The organism is Streptomyces xylophagus, assembly GCF_000716435.1.
In the GTDB taxonomy this organism is placed as follows: Bacteria; Actinomycetota; Actinomycetes; order Streptomycetales; family Streptomycetaceae; genus Streptomyces; species Streptomyces xylophagus.
The window spans coordinates 19,616-33,821 of the sequence record NZ_JNWO01000048.1 but is presented as its reverse complement, the minus strand read 5'-3'; the positions used below and the strand labels follow the sequence as shown (position 1 = coordinate 33,821).

Annotated in this window: 15 protein-coding genes; 4 read left to right on the top strand and 11 right to left on the bottom strand. The window is 70.3% G+C overall.

Translation table 11 applies throughout. The features are described from left to right. The first annotated feature begins 80 nt into the window (after positions 1-80). Both OO70_RS55095 and OO70_RS48515 read left to right on the top strand, forming a co-directional pair. Positions 81-821, top strand: coding sequence for a hypothetical protein (locus tag OO70_RS55095; protein ID WP_158711653.1), 741 nt, complete (start codon positions 81-83; stop codon positions 819-821). 110 nt (positions 822-931) lie between these two features. Continuing rightward, a complete protein-coding gene (locus OO70_RS48515) occupies positions 932-1,837 on the top strand; it encodes a hypothetical protein (RefSeq protein ID WP_043687440.1) in 906 nt (301 codons plus the stop codon). A 600-nt stretch (positions 1,838-2,437) separates the two neighbouring features. Here the strand turns inward: OO70_RS48515 and OO70_RS48510 are convergent. The 9 genes from OO70_RS48510 to OO70_RS48465 form a co-directional block, all read right to left on the bottom strand. Continuing rightward, a complete protein-coding gene (locus OO70_RS48510; protein WP_043687437.1) occupies positions 2,438-3,568 on the bottom strand; it encodes a hypothetical protein in 1,131 nt (376 codons plus the stop codon). Between the two features lie 10 nt (positions 3,569-3,578). Next, the gene (locus OO70_RS48505) at positions 3,579-4,451 is read right to left on the bottom strand and encodes a sigma-70 RNA polymerase sigma factor region 4 domain-containing protein (RefSeq protein ID WP_043687434.1); all 873 of its coding nucleotides are present in this window, start codon (positions 4,449-4,451) and stop codon (positions 3,579-3,581) included. Continuing rightward, positions 4,448-4,663: a hypothetical protein gene (locus tag OO70_RS48500; RefSeq protein ID WP_043687431.1), complete on the bottom strand. Its 216-nt coding sequence runs from the start codon at positions 4,661-4,663 to the stop codon at positions 4,448-4,450. Before OO70_RS48500 ends, OO70_RS48505 begins: the two co-directional genes overlap by 4 nt. Before the next feature lie 789 nt (positions 4,664-5,452). After that, complete coding sequence (locus OO70_RS48490) at positions 5,453-6,586, bottom strand: methyltransferase domain-containing protein (protein WP_043687425.1); 1,134 nt, start codon at positions 6,584-6,586, stop codon at positions 5,453-5,455. A 14-nt stretch (positions 6,587-6,600) separates the two neighbouring features. Next, on the bottom strand, positions 6,601-7,521 hold the full coding sequence (locus tag OO70_RS48485) for a radical SAM/SPASM domain-containing protein (RefSeq protein ID WP_043687422.1): 921 nt from the start codon (positions 7,519-7,521) through the stop codon (positions 6,601-6,603). Positions 7,522-7,710: 189 nt separating this feature from the next. Next, the gene (locus tag OO70_RS48480) at positions 7,711-8,193 is read right to left on the bottom strand and encodes a hypothetical protein (protein ID WP_043687419.1); all 483 of its coding nucleotides are present in this window, start codon (positions 8,191-8,193) and stop codon (positions 7,711-7,713) included. Continuing rightward, positions 8,190-8,639: a hypothetical protein gene (locus OO70_RS48475; protein ID WP_158711652.1), complete on the bottom strand. Its 450-nt coding sequence runs from the start codon at positions 8,637-8,639 to the stop codon at positions 8,190-8,192. Before OO70_RS48475 ends, OO70_RS48480 begins: the two co-directional genes overlap by 4 nt. Beyond that, the gene (locus OO70_RS51620) at positions 8,617-9,237 is read right to left on the bottom strand and encodes an ATP-binding protein (RefSeq protein WP_051742419.1); all 621 of its coding nucleotides are present in this window, start codon (positions 9,235-9,237) and stop codon (positions 8,617-8,619) included. The genes OO70_RS48475 and OO70_RS51620 overlap by 23 nt, the downstream gene beginning before the upstream one ends. After that, positions 9,234-9,707 carry a hypothetical protein gene (locus tag OO70_RS48465; protein ID WP_234337130.1) on the bottom strand — a complete coding sequence of 158 codons (474 nt, stop codon included), beginning with the start codon at positions 9,705-9,707 and terminating at the stop codon, positions 9,234-9,236. The genes OO70_RS51620 and OO70_RS48465 overlap by 4 nt, the downstream gene beginning before the upstream one ends. 252 nt (positions 9,708-9,959) lie before the next feature. Between OO70_RS48465 and OO70_RS48460 the strand changes: the two genes are divergently transcribed. After that, a complete protein-coding gene (locus tag OO70_RS48460; protein ID WP_043687413.1) occupies positions 9,960-10,829 on the top strand; it encodes a helix-turn-helix domain-containing protein in 870 nt (289 codons plus the stop codon). After that, positions 10,822-11,061, top strand: a complete 240-nt coding sequence (locus OO70_RS48455) for a DUF397 domain-containing protein (protein ID WP_043687411.1) — start codon at positions 10,822-10,824, stop codon at positions 11,059-11,061. Before OO70_RS48460 ends, OO70_RS48455 begins: the two co-directional genes overlap by 8 nt. A gap of 612 nt (positions 11,062-11,673) precedes the next feature. Here the strand turns inward: OO70_RS48455 and OO70_RS48450 are convergent. After that, the gene (locus tag OO70_RS48450) at positions 11,674-12,510 is read right to left on the bottom strand and encodes an MFS transporter (RefSeq protein WP_063749789.1); all 837 of its coding nucleotides are present in this window, start codon (positions 12,508-12,510) and stop codon (positions 11,674-11,676) included. A gap of 742 nt (positions 12,511-13,252) precedes the next feature. Beyond that, positions 13,253-13,918, bottom strand: coding sequence for a hypothetical protein (locus OO70_RS48445; protein ID WP_043687408.1), 666 nt, complete (start codon positions 13,916-13,918; stop codon positions 13,253-13,255). Positions 13,919-14,206: the final 288 nt, after the last annotated feature.

The following is a 14,206-nucleotide window of genomic DNA, read 5'->3' as shown; positions in this document are numbered from 1 at the left end:
CTTCAGAGCACTGCGCCCGCCTGCGCTTGTCGAGGGGAAGGAACAGAGCGCGTAGTCCGGTAAAGCTGCTCGTGCTCGCTGTGTGTCTTCGCCTCCAAGCGCGACGTCCTGCTCTCCATCGGCCGACGGCCACGCCTGGCCGACCTCTGCGCCGAGGTCGAACGGGTGCGGGCGACAGCTTCCACGCGGACTGGCGCATCACCGACCTGATCCGGCACGCCCAGCAGCGCGAGGCGCCCGACCCCGGCGTCGTCTGCCCCGACGACGGTCCGGAGTTCACCGCCCTGCAGGACCAGGTGCGGGCGGCCCTGGAGAAGGAACCCCGCAAGGAACCCGACCTGGCCCCGCCGTCGCGGCCGCGCCATGTGCGAGGACTGCACCATTCACAGCTGATGACCACCGTCTGCCGCGCCGGGGCTCCCCCACAGCGCGGCAGACGCCCCCTACAGTGGAAACTGGAGATGACCATGGAGACGAACCCCACCGCCCTGCTGCTCGAACTCGCCGCCCAGGCCCGGAACATGAACGACCCGGACGCACTGCGCGACGTACTCTCCGCAGGCCACCGCGCCTGGTGCGAAGGCATCGCCGACGTCCAGGCCAGCATCGGCCGGCAGACCGCGCCCCTGTCCGACGCCGACGTCGCCGAGCGGTGCGCCGCCGCAGGCACACCGTGGGAAGAAGGGACGGCGCGCAGCGAGGCGGTCGCCGCTCTCGCGTTCGCAACCTGGGATGCCTCGCCGGCCGCCATGGCCTACACAGAGCTTGCTGAGCGTGCGGCGCGCTTCGGAGTGTGTCTGCTGGGCGAGGACGTGCTGTAGGCCGATTTGGCGTCAGGCTGGACAGCAAACCACCTTATTTGGCATTATCGAACCTGTCGCGCTCGTCCGGGTGCCGGCGCCGCCGTGCTGATCCTTGCAGAGGGGACCCGATGACTTCCGCCGACCGGCTCGTGGACACCGCGCAGATCGTGTCCGAGTTCGGCACGAGCAAGTCCCGGGTCAGCGAGTGGAGCAACACCTCGGACAGTGGTTTCCCCGCGGTCGCACACACCGAGGGCCGCAAACGGTTCTGGCGCCACGCCGAGGTCGCCGCGTTCTTCGCGCAGCGTGCCCCGAAGAAGCGCACGCTGCCGGCCGCGGTACTCGATGCCGACCAGGACGAGCTGCTGACCAAGCGGGAAGTAACCCAGCTCCTGGGATACACGCGCACCTCGACCATCGACGCCTACTTCCGCGACCGGCCCGGCTACTTCCCCGAGCCCGACGAGGACGCCGACGGCCAGATGTGGCGCCGCGGCACCATCATCGCCTGGGCGACCACCCGCCCCGGCAAGGGCCGCCGCGCCTCCGCGCCGGCGGCAGCGCGGCCTGAGGTCTCGGCAGACGGCGATCCCGACGAGCTCCTCGGCACGACCGAGGTTGCAGTCCTGCTCGGCTACAGCAGTACGGCTTCCTTCTCCAGCGCCCTCTACCAGGGACGCATCCCCGAACTGCCCGAGCCGGACTCCCTGGAGAAGAAGGAAGGCAGCCGCGGGCCGGCGCGCAAGAAGTGGCGCCGGGCAACAGCCGTCGCTGCCGCACGCGAGCGCGGCGTGCTGCCGCCGGCAGACCAGGATGAGAACGAGGACCTGGTCGGCGCCGCCGACGCAGCCCGCATCCTCGGATACGCCAGCGCCGACAGCTTCATCAGCGCACTCGGGCACGGACTCCTGCCCGACCTCGAGCAGCCCGACGGATACGAATACCGGCGCGGCAGCGCCGGCCGCCCCCGCCAGCAGCGCTGGAAACGCTCACGCCTCGAGGACCTCACCGCCCGCCGGTCCCCGACATCCTGACTGCAGCACGCCGAACCGCGCCGCAGGCGGGATACCGTAAGACCGCGGCCTCTGGTTGAAGGGATCGACGAACTCCCGGCGGGCCAGACGCCGCACGATGGCCGGTACGGAGAGGCCAGCCACCCCTCCACCGCGAAGCCACACCGCAACGCGGAACCGGCCATCACCACTGTCGGCAAGACTTACAGCCCCCGAACTCGCGTGCCCATAGGGCTCCTGCCGCGCAGCTCCGGATGTCGAATCGCCCGACGCCTTATCCCTGGTGCGGCAGTTGCGCCCGCCGGACGGCGTTCAGAGAACAGTGCCTGCGCGGCGGAACCATCGACTCCGCAATCCATTTTTCTACGCCTCTTGACGCATCGGCACGCCGTCCTCCGGGGGACGTACGGTGTGCCGGCGAAACTGGCTGGCAGAGGGCCCTGGTTCACGACGCCGGACGCAAAGCGGTCTCCGTCCCGTACAAGGTGTGGGACGGAGACCGTTGTTCGAGCGCCGGGCAGGCCTTGCACCTGCATTTCCCCGCAGGAAGCGGGGCGTCTTGCCTTGGACCACCAACGCAGTACCGGCCGACCGGAGTTGCGGCGACCAGTTCAAGATCCACTATAGCCGGTGGAAGGTCGGTGAGGGACCGGCGCCGGAAGCAGCCGGGGCTGCGAATCCGGCCCCGAAACCGGAGGGACCCTGCGATAACGCCTTGGCGGCCCGGATGCGGAGGCGGCTGAGGTAGTAGTACGTGCGAATTCCGCGTCCGTCCGTGCGGTCGGAGGCGGTGGCCGCTTCCCAGGAGCAGACGGCGCTCGCTTCCTGGAAGAAGGTGTGCGTGGTCGCGGGCTCCTCATCGATGTCGGCGGTGACGTTCACCAGCACCTGCTCCGGGCCCTGCGTCCAGGCCGGCTCGTCGTCGATGTCCGGATCAGTCGGGGGACGGTTGGGCAGGTCCTCCGTGTCGGCGGCCGCGGCGGCCGACAAATCGGTGGCGCGGGTGTACTGGCCTGTTCCGGACGCCGCGATGGCGGCGACCGCGAGCCGTTCGGCGAAGTCGTCGCCGGGCACGGGGAGTTCGAGGTCGGGGTAGTGGTCGTAGCCGACGGCGACCGCGGCGGCGACGATGTCGATGACGGCCTGCGCCATCGGTGTGTGCCTGCGCGGGTTGGCCCGGGTGAGATGGCTGAGGATGCGCAGGACGGTGGAGAGGCTGGTGTCGGCGGTCATCATCCGGTAGGCCGGGGCGTCCTGGCCGGGATCTGCCGAATCCGCCGGATCCGTATCGTCTTCGTCGTTGGGTACGTGGGGTGCGTGGGGGCCGGCCTGGGCTCGCCACAGGGCGGCGGCGTGGGTGTCTCCCTGGGCGAGGTGCTGGAGGTAGAGGCAGTAGGAGGCGGGCTGGTCGTCGGCGCCGGCGGCGTACTGCCACCAGAAGCGGGCGCCGTCGTCGGCGCCCGCGAGCTGCAGGGCGCAGCCGAGGATCCAGGCGGCCCTCGGCTCGGGGACCTGGTCGGTGAGGAAGTCGGCGAGCTGCTCGATCGTGCAGTGGGTGACGACCGCCTCGCACAGGGCGGCAAGACTCTGCGCGGCGCCGTCATCGGCCGTCTGTGGCCCGGCGTCCCACAGCGGGATGCCGTCCGCGGCGAGATCGTCGTAGGCCAGGTCGTCGTAGGGGACGACGTCGGACGGGACGCGCGGCTGGTGCAGCAGCAGGGACTGGGCGAGGAGGTCGTCGATGGTGCTCATGGCGGGGTGATCACTCCTGGGTGTCGGTGTCGGAAAGGAGCGTGGTCAGTGCCCCTCGGGCGTGGTGGTCCAGGGTGTGGGTGACGGCCTCGGACAGGCCGACGACGCCGGGGACGGTGTGCGCAGGGATGCCGCACAGGTAGCGCAGCACGGTCACGTCCATCTGGTCCGGGGGCAGCGAGGCGATCGTGTCGAAGAACCGGGCCAGGACGCCGATGTGGGCCAGGCGTTCGGTGAGGTCGCCGATGTCGGCCTGGCAGGCCGTGGAGAACGCGGCCGCCCGCAGGTCGGGACGGCCGTCGGGGCGCTGTGCGGCCCGGGCCAGGACCCGCGCGTGCAGCAGGAGCCAGGCGTGGCGGGGGGTGTCGGGGCTCGCGGTCGCTTCGTCCCAGGTGAGCCAGAGGATGTCGAAGGTCTCCGCGACCACCTGCTGTGCGCGCCGGTCGGACTGCAGGAAGGCGCGGGCGTAGGCGGTGTAGGGCTGCCACATGGCCTGGGTGAAGGCGAGGTGGGCGACCGGCTGTTCCTCCGGGGCGGGCGCCTGGACATCGAGGATCCGGTTCTTGATCCAGTCGGTGTCCTTCTCCGCTTCCACGGCGGCCGCCTTCCACAGCCGGCATGCCGGGCTGACGGGGATGTCGAGCGCGCGGACCACGCTGTAGGTGATCTCCCAGCCCGGGTAGTAGCCCTTGCCCCGCAGGAGTTCCGACAGGCGGGTCTTGGAGTAGCCGGAGCGGTTCACGAGCTCATCGAGGGTCAGGCCGCTCACGGTGAGCCGGGTGCGGACCGGCTCCAGCCAGGTCCGGTGCGCTGTGCCGGCGCTCTCGCAGATCGGCTCCGGAGGGCGCCCGCGGCGACTCGGAGGATCCTGGGGAGGCTTCACCGTGGCGGCTCCCCACTCCCGGCCGGTGGGGCCGGGGTCGGGCCGGGACGGGTGTCCGTGCCGCCGAGCGCGGCGACGATCTGCTGGATGAGGAGTCCCAGCGAGGGAAGTAACGCGGCCACGGCCGCGTACTGTCCCAGCACGGTCATCACCGTGCTCCATGCGAGAACCGCCGCCAGTACGGCCACGGTCATCACCTGCTTGCCTGTCATCGCACCTTCCCTGAAGGGATGAGGAAGTCCGGAAGACCTCCTCCGGGACGGTGCTCAAACGCGCCCCGGAGGAGTTGACGACAGCATGGTGTGCCGGGGCGCGCCCCTCAACGCGATCCCGGAGTTACGGAACAAATAGCCCCCGCCGCCCGCCGCGGCACAGTCGGCCCGTTACTCCATGACGGCCACAAGTGCGGGCAAATCATGGCTGAATGAACGCTTTTGGTGGCGAAACCGTACTTGCCGTTGCGGCACCGGCGGGATGGCGCACCATGGAAGCGGACGCCTCCCCCGGCGTCGCACCTTCCAGTCCGGAAGGCCGCGCGGCTCCCTTGTGCTCAAGAACCACCGAAGGGGACCGCCCCGCTTCCGTCCAGCCGCCCACGCGCTGGGCGGAAGCGGAACCCGGCACCGCCCCGGCGGCTTGACACCCCGTCACATCTGATGCGCCGGTATACGAAGCAGGCTCTCCTGCGGCCATCGCAGCGAGTTGTCGTGATGGGGCTGCCGTCCGCCGGGCGCGGCGGGGGCATCGGATGAGGATGTGCAGGACGGGGACGCTGGTGCCGGCGCTGGTCAGTCCGGCAGCGACGGCCCCGGCCACGGGGACACCGGTGAGAGCGGTGAGGATGCCCATGACGACGCCGATGACGAACGCGCTGAGCAGAACGACGGCAGCGTGCAGGAGCGGGTGATCGGCGCGCTCCTGGACCGGGGCACTCGCTTCACCTTCTCGGCGCAGGCACTGCTCTCGGCGCTCGCGGGGTCTTTCTTCTTCGTTCGGACCGATCAGGCGATCCGCGCGGTCCAGGACCCGCGCGCGAGAGTGAGCGTGCCGTCCGCCCCGATCCGCACCCGTGCCCCGTAGAGCGGCAATCCGCCCTCGCGGTTGAGGCGGTGGCGGATGCGTTCGAGGTCGTCCCACAGGCGACGCGGGCCGCCCTGGTACACCGTGGGCGCATCAAGGAACCCGGCCGCACTCGCGCGGGCCCACGACCCATCGGGGTGCAGCATCCATACCGTGCGGGTGTCCCCGTCAGTGACGGTGCGGTGGTCGATGCCCGGCACCGTGAGTTCGAGCATCGACATCACCTCCCACGAGTCCGGCACATACAGCAGCGGGTACCGGCTCGTGGTGATGCTCTCGCCGTCGGCCTGCCGCACCTTCTCCCACAGCTCGTCTGTGTGCCGGTCGTAGTCGTCGCCGTGCCGGGTGCGCATGAACCCGGCCGGTTCGGGGGCGATACGGCCGGTGGCGCCGCCGTCCTCGGTCTTGTCGGCGGTGACGATCAGCCCGGTTCCGGCAAGAGTGGTCACCAGCCGTCCGCCGGGCCGCAGGGCGGCCAGCCACAATGCGGGGATGCGCCGTACGGACACGGTGGACACAATCCGGTCGTACTCCCCCGGCACGTCCGCGGTGATGTCGCAGACGGCCGTGTGCGGGTGCAGCCCGATGGAGTCGAGCCGCCCGGCGGCTGTCGTGACCAAGTACGGGTCGACGTCGACGCTCGTCACCCGCTCATCGCCCAGGCGCCGGCACAACAGCGCCGTGCCGTAGCCGGTGCCGGTCGTCACCAGCACCCGGGAGTCGTCGGCGATCATCGCGTGCCGGTACATGGTCACCACCAGACCCGGCAGCGTCGACGACGACGTGGGGCTCCCCGTCGTGAGAGTGGCGCCGGGCTCGGCCCGGTCGGCGTGCACCGGGCCGATACGGGTCACCAACGTGCGGTTCGCGTAGGCGTCGCGCATCCATGCCTCGGTGTCGGCCACACCGTCGCGCAGCTCCCATGCCTGATCGCCGCGCGCCCACCAGCGGGGCACGAACACATGCCGCGGCGTGGTGGCGAGTGGCCCGTACCAGCGCGACTCGGGCCGGACCACGTCCGCCGCCAGGCGCCGCGCGTGCGTCTGCCAATCCATAGTGGTGCCCCCGTCTAGTCGTACGAGGGTTCACAGGCCGGAGTCTCAGCCGGGGAACAGTCCTCGCCGTCCTGATCAGGGTTGCAGGCCGTGACCATGCCGGGCGAGGGCATGCACGAATCCTCGTCCGGCGTGCAACCGGCGCGGTGTCGGCGAGGGATGCTCGCAGCGATCTGCGCCCACTGCCGGCCGCCCAACACCGCAGCGAGCCCGGCCGCCTTCACGTTCCCGGCGGGCAGGAACCGGCCCAGCACGCACGGAGCGACCGTGCCGTCCGGCAGGATCGCCGCCTTCCCGTCCGCGCACCCCCCGCACAGCTGTGACGTGGACGGAATCGCCGCCGTGCGCGCCGCGTTGCCCACCTCGCGCACCCGGTCGATGTGGACCCGGTCCACCCCGAGGGCCCGCATCTCGGCGCGCGCCTGCTCGACGCGCTGCCCCTCGCGCATGTGGATGATGCCGACCTTCAGGCGGATGCCGCGCTCGACGGCCACAGCGATGTTGGCCCGGGTCCAGACGTGGCTCCCGGCGCGGCCGGTGATCTCGTCGTGTTCGTCCGAGTCGTCGGAGTAGTACGACGTCGCCAGGCTCAGACCGGGCCGCTCGAACAACTCCCAGTGCCGGGCGGACACCCGGTACAGGTTGCTGAACACCTGCACACGGCGCCCGGAGGCCAACGCGTACTCCACCAGGTCGGCGAAGTCGGGGTGCATGGTCGCTTCCCCGCCGATGAACTGCACCGTCTCCACGCCGAGCGCGGCGGCCTCCTCGATGACGCGCCGCCAGTCCTCGGCGGTCATGGTGCCGTGCCCCTTCGTCGGGCCGGCCTGTGCGTAGCAGTGCGACGCGCAGGTGAGCTGACAACGGCCGGTGATCTCCAGCTCAAGGAACGTCAGGGGTACGGGTATTGCGGGTGTCTCGGGAGCGATCGTCACGATCCGGTTCCCTCCGGGTCGGTGGTGCCACGGTGCCCGGCCGTCCTCCCGGTAGAGGAGGAAGGCGGCCGCGCTTGACGTCAGCCCGGCGAGAGATCAGGCCGGGCCCTTGTGCGCCCGCCCCTCCCGCACGTACGGAAGAAGGGGCTTGGCCGCAGGCCCGCGACGGGGGGGCGCGGGCCTGCGGGTCTAGGGGGCGCCGTGGCGGACGGCGAGGAACATGCGGTGGGTCCAGTCCGCGCCCAACAAGGCCAGGTCGACACACAGACAGCGGACGCTCGGCCCGGCCGCTCCCCCGGGCACGGCCGTGAAGCCCAGCAGGGAGACGGCCGTGACGGGGTCGATGGCGTCCACCGGGTGGAGCTCGCAGAACAGAGACACGACGTGGACCCGCACCCGGCCCTCGGCCAGGACGACGGCCACGGCAACCCGGTCACCGCCGTACGCCTCGACCGCCTCGGCGACCATGTCCCGGGTACGCGTGATCAGCCTCTCGGCTACCTTCGCAGGCACCGCCCACCCGGCGAGCGTCACACCGACGTTGCACGCTGCGGCGTTCGGTGTGTCCGGGTCGGCCGTGGCGTAGTGGCACGAGAACCTGCGCTGTCTACGGCGGGCCAGGTAAGCCGACGTGCCGTCGTCGGGCACGCGCCACGGGTGCAGAGCCGTCACTTCGCCGACTCCCGCCCGGTGTTGATGACGTTGACGCCGGCATACAGGCACGGGCCCGCGGCCAGGGTGACGCAGCCCCAGCTCAATTCCATGCCCGCCCCCGCCAGGGCGGGGAGCCGGACGCCCTGAGCGGGTTCGACGTCGTAGGCCGGTACGACGCTCACGGTGGCACGGTTGCCCGTGATCATCGCCGTGACGGTGGCGTACGGGCCCGGCTGGATCTGCAGCACGTCGTGGGCGTAGTCGGCGGCGAGCTCGCCGAGTAAGTCGGCCACGCCCCAGCAAACGCCCCATCCTTCGCAGGTTCCCGCCACGCACGCGGAGACCCGTTCGTACATGTCGGAAGTGGCGGGCCAGGTCCAGCGCAGGGCCACGGCCACGACCGGCGCCGGAGTCGCGGCGGCCAACGTCACCATGTCGTCGTCAAGAGTGGCTGCGGGGTACATCCGTGTCCTCGGTGGGCTCGTGGGGAGAGTGGGTGACGTCGTCGGCCGCGCCTGGGGGCATCTCACGCCGGTCGGTGTGCAGACAGGCCATGACGGCGGTGCCTGCTCCGGAGGGACGGATCTCATACCGGTGGGCGAGTGCCTTCACGAGGAACAGGCCGCGGCCGTGCTCGTCCTCGTCGTCCGCGCACCGGGCCTCGAAGTGCTCGCGAGGGCCCCGGTCGGCGACGACCACCCACACGGCGTGTTCGGTGAGCGCCACGGCGACGGTGACCGTGTCACCGTCGGCGTGAGTGACCGCGTTGGTGACCAGCTCGGACACGATCAGTTCCAGGCTGTCGACCACCTGGCGGGGGACGCGCCACCCGTGGCACGTGCGGGTGACCCGCTCACGCGCCGTGTGCGGGGCCCGCTCGGAACGGCCGGGCAGTGTCCACATCCGGCGGAGGTAGGGCCTGGTGGGTTCCGGTCTGGGAAGCGGTTGGTCCATGCCGTGTGGCGGGACCTGCCGCAGCGGACACCACTCAACGAATTCGGCCGAAGTACGGGCGTCCGGGACGGCTGAGGTGTGGGCGTCCGGGGTGGTGTTGGCGGTCACCTCACCTCACCCCCGGCGGCCGGGGGCGCGCACGAGCAGCGCACCCGTACGCCGTGGCCCTGAAGCCGCTGGGCCTCACGGTGTCCCAGTTCGTGGGAGGCGTCCGGGGCGATGCAGGCGGGCCACCGGGCGATCACCACACTGACCGCAGCAGATGCCGCCAACTCCCGCACGCGCATCCGTCTTTCGCGGTGGCAGAGGTCGGGCCCACCGTACGGATCGGTGACGGTCTCCACGAGCGCCAGGCCGTGCTCCTCAGCGAAATCACGGCCCTCCGCTGCCGCCGGGCTCCGCGCCGGCGTCCCGCGTGCCGCGCACACGTACAGCACCGCAGGAAAGAGGCCAGGGCTCTTGGTCTGCCCACCGGCCTCCGGGGTCTCGCCGCCGTTCCGGTCTGGGCTGGATAAGGCAACCGCGCTCCGGGGGGCGCTCGTCGTACCGTGCTGATCCTGGGCGGCATGTGCGGTCATCGCGGCGGCCTCTGCTCGCGGACAGTGGTCAACGACGGGTGCCATCCCCCACGGGGGAGAGGGACGGCACCCGCGTGCGACCGTGCGTGATCGACAGACCGGGATCTGACGAACACTCAACAGCCTTGCTCCTACCATGCTCCCTTCTGCGGGCAGTCCGCAACATTGTGACGAGAAACCGCAGAGACGAGAGCGCGCGTCCCCTCCGCAACTCCTCTCGGCGAACTGGCAACGTTGTGCCAGAATCCGCACATGGCCACTGCGCAAACACCACCGCCCATTCGCAGAAGGCGACTTGGGGGTTTGCTCCGCCACTACCGCAAGGCGTCCGGGCTGACCCTCGCCCAGGCCGCGAAGACCCTCGGGTGGGAGAACACACGTCTGAGTCGCGTGGAGACCGGCCAGTACCAGATCAAGGGCGACGAGATCGCGGCCCTGCTCACCTCATACGGCATCGCCGAGGCCGGGACCGTCGCGGAAGTGACCCAGGTCATCGACTCCGGTTACCGCGCATGGTGGGCCGCGTACGCCGACGTGCTGCCGCAGACCTACGCGGACATCATCGCCCTGGAGTCCGAGGCGGTACTGATCCGCGGCTACTTCCCGCAGCTCATTCCGGCCCTGCTACAGACACCCGCCTATGCGCACGCGATCATCTCCAGCTCGCCGCGAGCCGCGACCCAGAAGACCGCAACCGCGCTGGTGCAGGTGCGACAGGCCCGTAAAGAGATCCTGACCAGGCCGAGCGGCCCCACCGAACTACGCACGGTGGTCGACGAATCCGCCCTCTACCCACGGGCGGGCTCAGCCCCCGACCTGATGCGCGACCAGCTCCTCAGCCTCTTGGACATGTCGGAACGCCCGAACATCACCCTTCGTGTCATGCCGCTGTCCGCGCCCGTGCACTCGGGCCTGACCAGCAACATGACGATCATGGATTTCCGGCCTCCCTGGCCCTCTCTGGCCATGGTCGACCACACCCGGGGCGGCGTCTTTTTGGAGGAGCCGGAAGACGTGAAAGCCTTCACAGAGGTGTTCGACGCCGTCTATGAGGCGGCTTTGCCCACCGACGAATCGCGCAATGTGATCAAGAAGTACATGGAGGGAAACCCACATGCCTGAAACGGCCGTGGCCCGCGCCACCGACCTGCCAGGAGCCGCCTGGTTCAAGTCGTCGTACAGCGGCTCGGACCAGTCCACATGCGTCGAGGTCGCGGACGTCCGGCCGGTTCTCGGCCGGATCGCCGTACGGGACTCCAAGAACCCCACCGGCCCCGCACTCCTCTTCGCCCCGGCCCAGTTCACCGCCTTCGTCACCGACGCACTCACCGGCGCCGACGGCACAGACCGATAGACCCGCCCGTTCCACAGCTGAGGGGCCGACCCACCGGCGGCCCCTCAGCCGCGTCCCAACCTATTCAGACCATGTCCTACGCGGCGAGCAGGATCCACGTGAACGACTACGAGCACACGGAACTGCACACGGCGGAAACCGGCGACGTCGTGCACGCTGCCCTTCCTGGCCGCCCATGCACGTGACCGGACAGCAGCCAGCAGCCCCGCCCACGTCCGCGTCGCCCTCGTGAGCGGCATGACCGCCCACCCCGCCCGACACCGGGTCACCTTCGAGTTCCACCCCTACGCCACCGCCGACGCCGGCATCCTGCTGAACGACCTCGCCGACCTCGACCGCGGACTCCTCCAGGCCGCCACGCTCGCAGACCGTCATCGCCCAGCACGACTTCGTCCTGGTACGCCGACCGAAAAACGACGTCGCCGGCATCGTCACCGCCTCCGACGTCGCCCTGGCCTACGGCACTGGCCAGTCCAGAGCTCCTCTGGATGAGTGCGCGGCCGGGCTAGCAGCCTGAACCGCCCCGTCGGGTCGGCGCAGTGGTTTCCGCAGGCGCGGACGGTTTCGGCAGGTCCGGTGATGGGTTCCGTAGACCGCTGAGCGCCAGGACCGTCATCGCCACCGCGGCCCCCGCAGCCACACCGAAGCCGCGTGCGCACCGCCCGTGTCCACTACCCGACCCGAGACCGCCGCGGCGCCTGCTATTCCTGCCGCGCTTGCGGAATTGCCCCAGGTGAACGCCTGGGTGAGGACGGCGCGCGGGACCGACGACTCGGTGAGGGCGGAGGTGAGGATCAGTAGAACCGGCACGGCGAGTCCGGTCAGGGCGAGGGTGGCGCCGACCGCGAGGGGCGCGTCGAGGATGGTCAGCGGGAGGCTCGCGAGGGTGAGGCAGGCGGCGGCTGCGGCCTGGTGGCGCCGGGGTGAGTCGCCGCGGCGCCAGGCTCCGTAGGCCCAACCACCCACCAGGTTGGTGCAGTTGAAGGCGAAATAGAGCAGCGCTGCCGCATCCGGCGTGCCGCGTTCGACGGCGTACGCGGCGACGGACACCTGCATCGCGCCGAAGAACACCCCGAGCGCGAGGCCGAGTGCGGCCTGTCGCAGGAATGCGGAGCGGAGCAGGGCGCGTGCGGCGTGCCGGCGTTCGGCGTGGCCGGTGAGGGGCGGCATGGTGCGGCGTTGGGTGGCGAGGGCGAGCCCGCCGCCGACGACGAGCGCGGCGGCGAGCAGCACCCCGGCGCCCGGGCGGCCCGCCGCACCGAGGACGCTCACCAGGGCCGGGCCGGCCATGTAGGACACGCCGTTGGCGAGAACCTCCAGAGCGAAGGCGGTGGGCAGTGCGGCCGCCCGTTCGCCGGACAGCAGGGCGGACCAGCGAGCGGCGGACAGGGCACCGAGCTGGGGCCAGCGTGCAGGGAAGCACCCGCGCCTGCCCGAACCGGTCGACAAGACGCCCGAGTTGGGGCCCGGCGACGGCGTCCGCGACAGCGAAGGCGCCGGTGACGAGACCCGCGGCGGCATACGACCCGGTGCGCGCGTGCACCAGCCAGACGATACCGATCCCCGTCATAGCAATGCCCAGACGCCCGACAGCAGCGGGAAGGAAGAAGGCCGCGGCACCCGAAGTGCGCAGCAGAGTGCGGTAGTTCGCCGAAGCCGAAGGCACGGCGCATCCCTTTCGCCGCCCGGCGGGACGCGCCACACGAGGTCGTCGGCGTCCGGATGTGCCGACCCGTGGCTGCGCCTGAAGCCGTCCAGTGGTGACGTGGAGCGGGGACGCGCACCCCACGCCGGCTCCATCACCGGGCAGATGTCATGCGGTAGTTGATGACCTCCTCAAGGACAGAGGAAGAGCCGGCAGTTACGGACTCCCGACCTGACCAGCGATCTCACGCAGGAAGAGCTGCACCCGGTACAGTTCCGCTGGTCGGCTCTAACAGTGAGCGCTGGCCCCGTCTGTGAGGCTCAGTTGGCCCCACCCGGTGGATCCGGGATGGTGTAGTGGCGGATTCTGGCCCCACCGCGGTTGTTGTGGTGGGACGCTCGTTGCGCTCCTCGCGCTGAGGGGGCACGGACCGGAACCAGTCCCGCAAAATTCTCGTGACCTTGGACGAAAGCACCGATCCTCACGACCCTCTCCACACGACCCGAAATCACCCGCTGCAACGGGGCCAGGTCTGCAACTCGCGGTCTATCCGTGGTCCACGGCGATGTGCAGGGCAGAGAGCAGGGGCACGGAGTCGATGACCTTCTCGACCACGCCGAATGCCTCCCAGTGAGTGTGGACGTACGAGGTGACGGCATTGTCGCGAAGCCAGCCGGAGGCCAGGACCGCGGCCGAAAGCTTCGGGCCGTCGTCAAGCACAAGCAGCCACATGGTGGCGCCGGGTGAACCGAGGGCTTGTAGCCAGCATTCCTGTCGAGCCCGTTCTGCTTCCAGTGCCGGGTAGGCGGCGGTGTGGGTGGGCAGGCAATCGTCGTGCGGGTAGCGAGTCGGGTGGGACAGGCAGGCGCGGCCGGAGAGTTGGACGTAGTCGCCCGGGTGGGGATGGCGGGCTGAACGGTGCAGGCTGCCGTCCTGGGCGAGGGACTCGCGCAGAACGAGGGCCTGAGCAATCGGTTCGCGCAGGGTATAGGTGATGCCGTCCTCGGTGGAGCGCGCGCCGCTGAGCTTGACTACGCCCACGCCAAGCTCGCCGCCGACTTGGCGGTGCGCGGTCCGGGTGTACGACTCGATCACGCCTAGGTGGGAGACGAAGCGTTCTCCCACCCGCAGCTCGTTGAGGTACAAGGTCTCGACCGGCCCGGCGGTGAAGCGCAGACGGGCCAGCACATCGGTGAGGGATTCGTCTGCCATACGACAATCGTCGCGCCCTGGCAGGGACGGGGTCCAGCCAAGAAGCAGACGCCAGTACCCCGTCCCATGCCGCCGTCATGCGGATGCTGCGCGAGCGCTGCGGCAGCAAGCGGTAGGGCCAACTCTCGTCGTTACTCCCGCTCTTGAAGATCAACAAGTGGGGCCAAAACTCGTTGTGGGATGGGGCCACGACTCATCGGGCCCTGGTGGGCGGGAACGTCGTGACGGCCGGCGATGAGCTGCGCGCTCAGGTCGCCGTAGGTCATCGGCTGGCAACCGCTGCGTGCC

Excerpts from the sequence above, each read along its gene's own strand:
- OO70_RS48515 (WP_043687440.1), top strand. The coding sequence starts at position 932 with ATGACTTCCGCCGACCGGCTCGTGGACACCGCGCAGATCGTGTCCGAG.
- OO70_RS48510 (WP_043687437.1), bottom strand. The coding sequence starts at position 3,568 with ATGAGCACCATCGACGACCTCCTCGCCCAGTCCCTGCTGCTGCACCAG.
- OO70_RS48500 (WP_043687431.1), bottom strand. The coding sequence starts at position 4,663 with ATGACAGGCAAGCAGGTGATGACCGTGGCCGTACTGGCGGCGGTTCTC.
- OO70_RS48490 (WP_043687425.1), bottom strand. The coding sequence starts at position 6,586 with ATGGATTGGCAGACGCACGCGCGGCGCCTGGCGGCGGACGTGGTCCGG.
- OO70_RS48475 (WP_158711652.1), bottom strand. The coding sequence starts at position 8,639 with ATGTACCCCGCAGCCACTCTTGACGACGACATGGTGACGTTGGCCGCC.
- OO70_RS48465 (WP_234337130.1), bottom strand. The coding sequence starts at position 9,707 with ATGACCGCACATGCCGCCCAGGATCAGCACGGTACGACGAGCGCCCCC.
- OO70_RS48460 (WP_043687413.1), top strand. The coding sequence starts at position 9,960 with ATGGCCACTGCGCAAACACCACCGCCCATTCGCAGAAGGCGACTTGGG.
- OO70_RS48455 (WP_043687411.1), top strand. The coding sequence starts at position 10,822 with ATGCCTGAAACGGCCGTGGCCCGCGCCACCGACCTGCCAGGAGCCGCC.
- OO70_RS48445 (WP_043687408.1), bottom strand. The coding sequence starts at position 13,918 with ATGGCAGACGAATCCCTCACCGATGTGCTGGCCCGTCTGCGCTTCACC.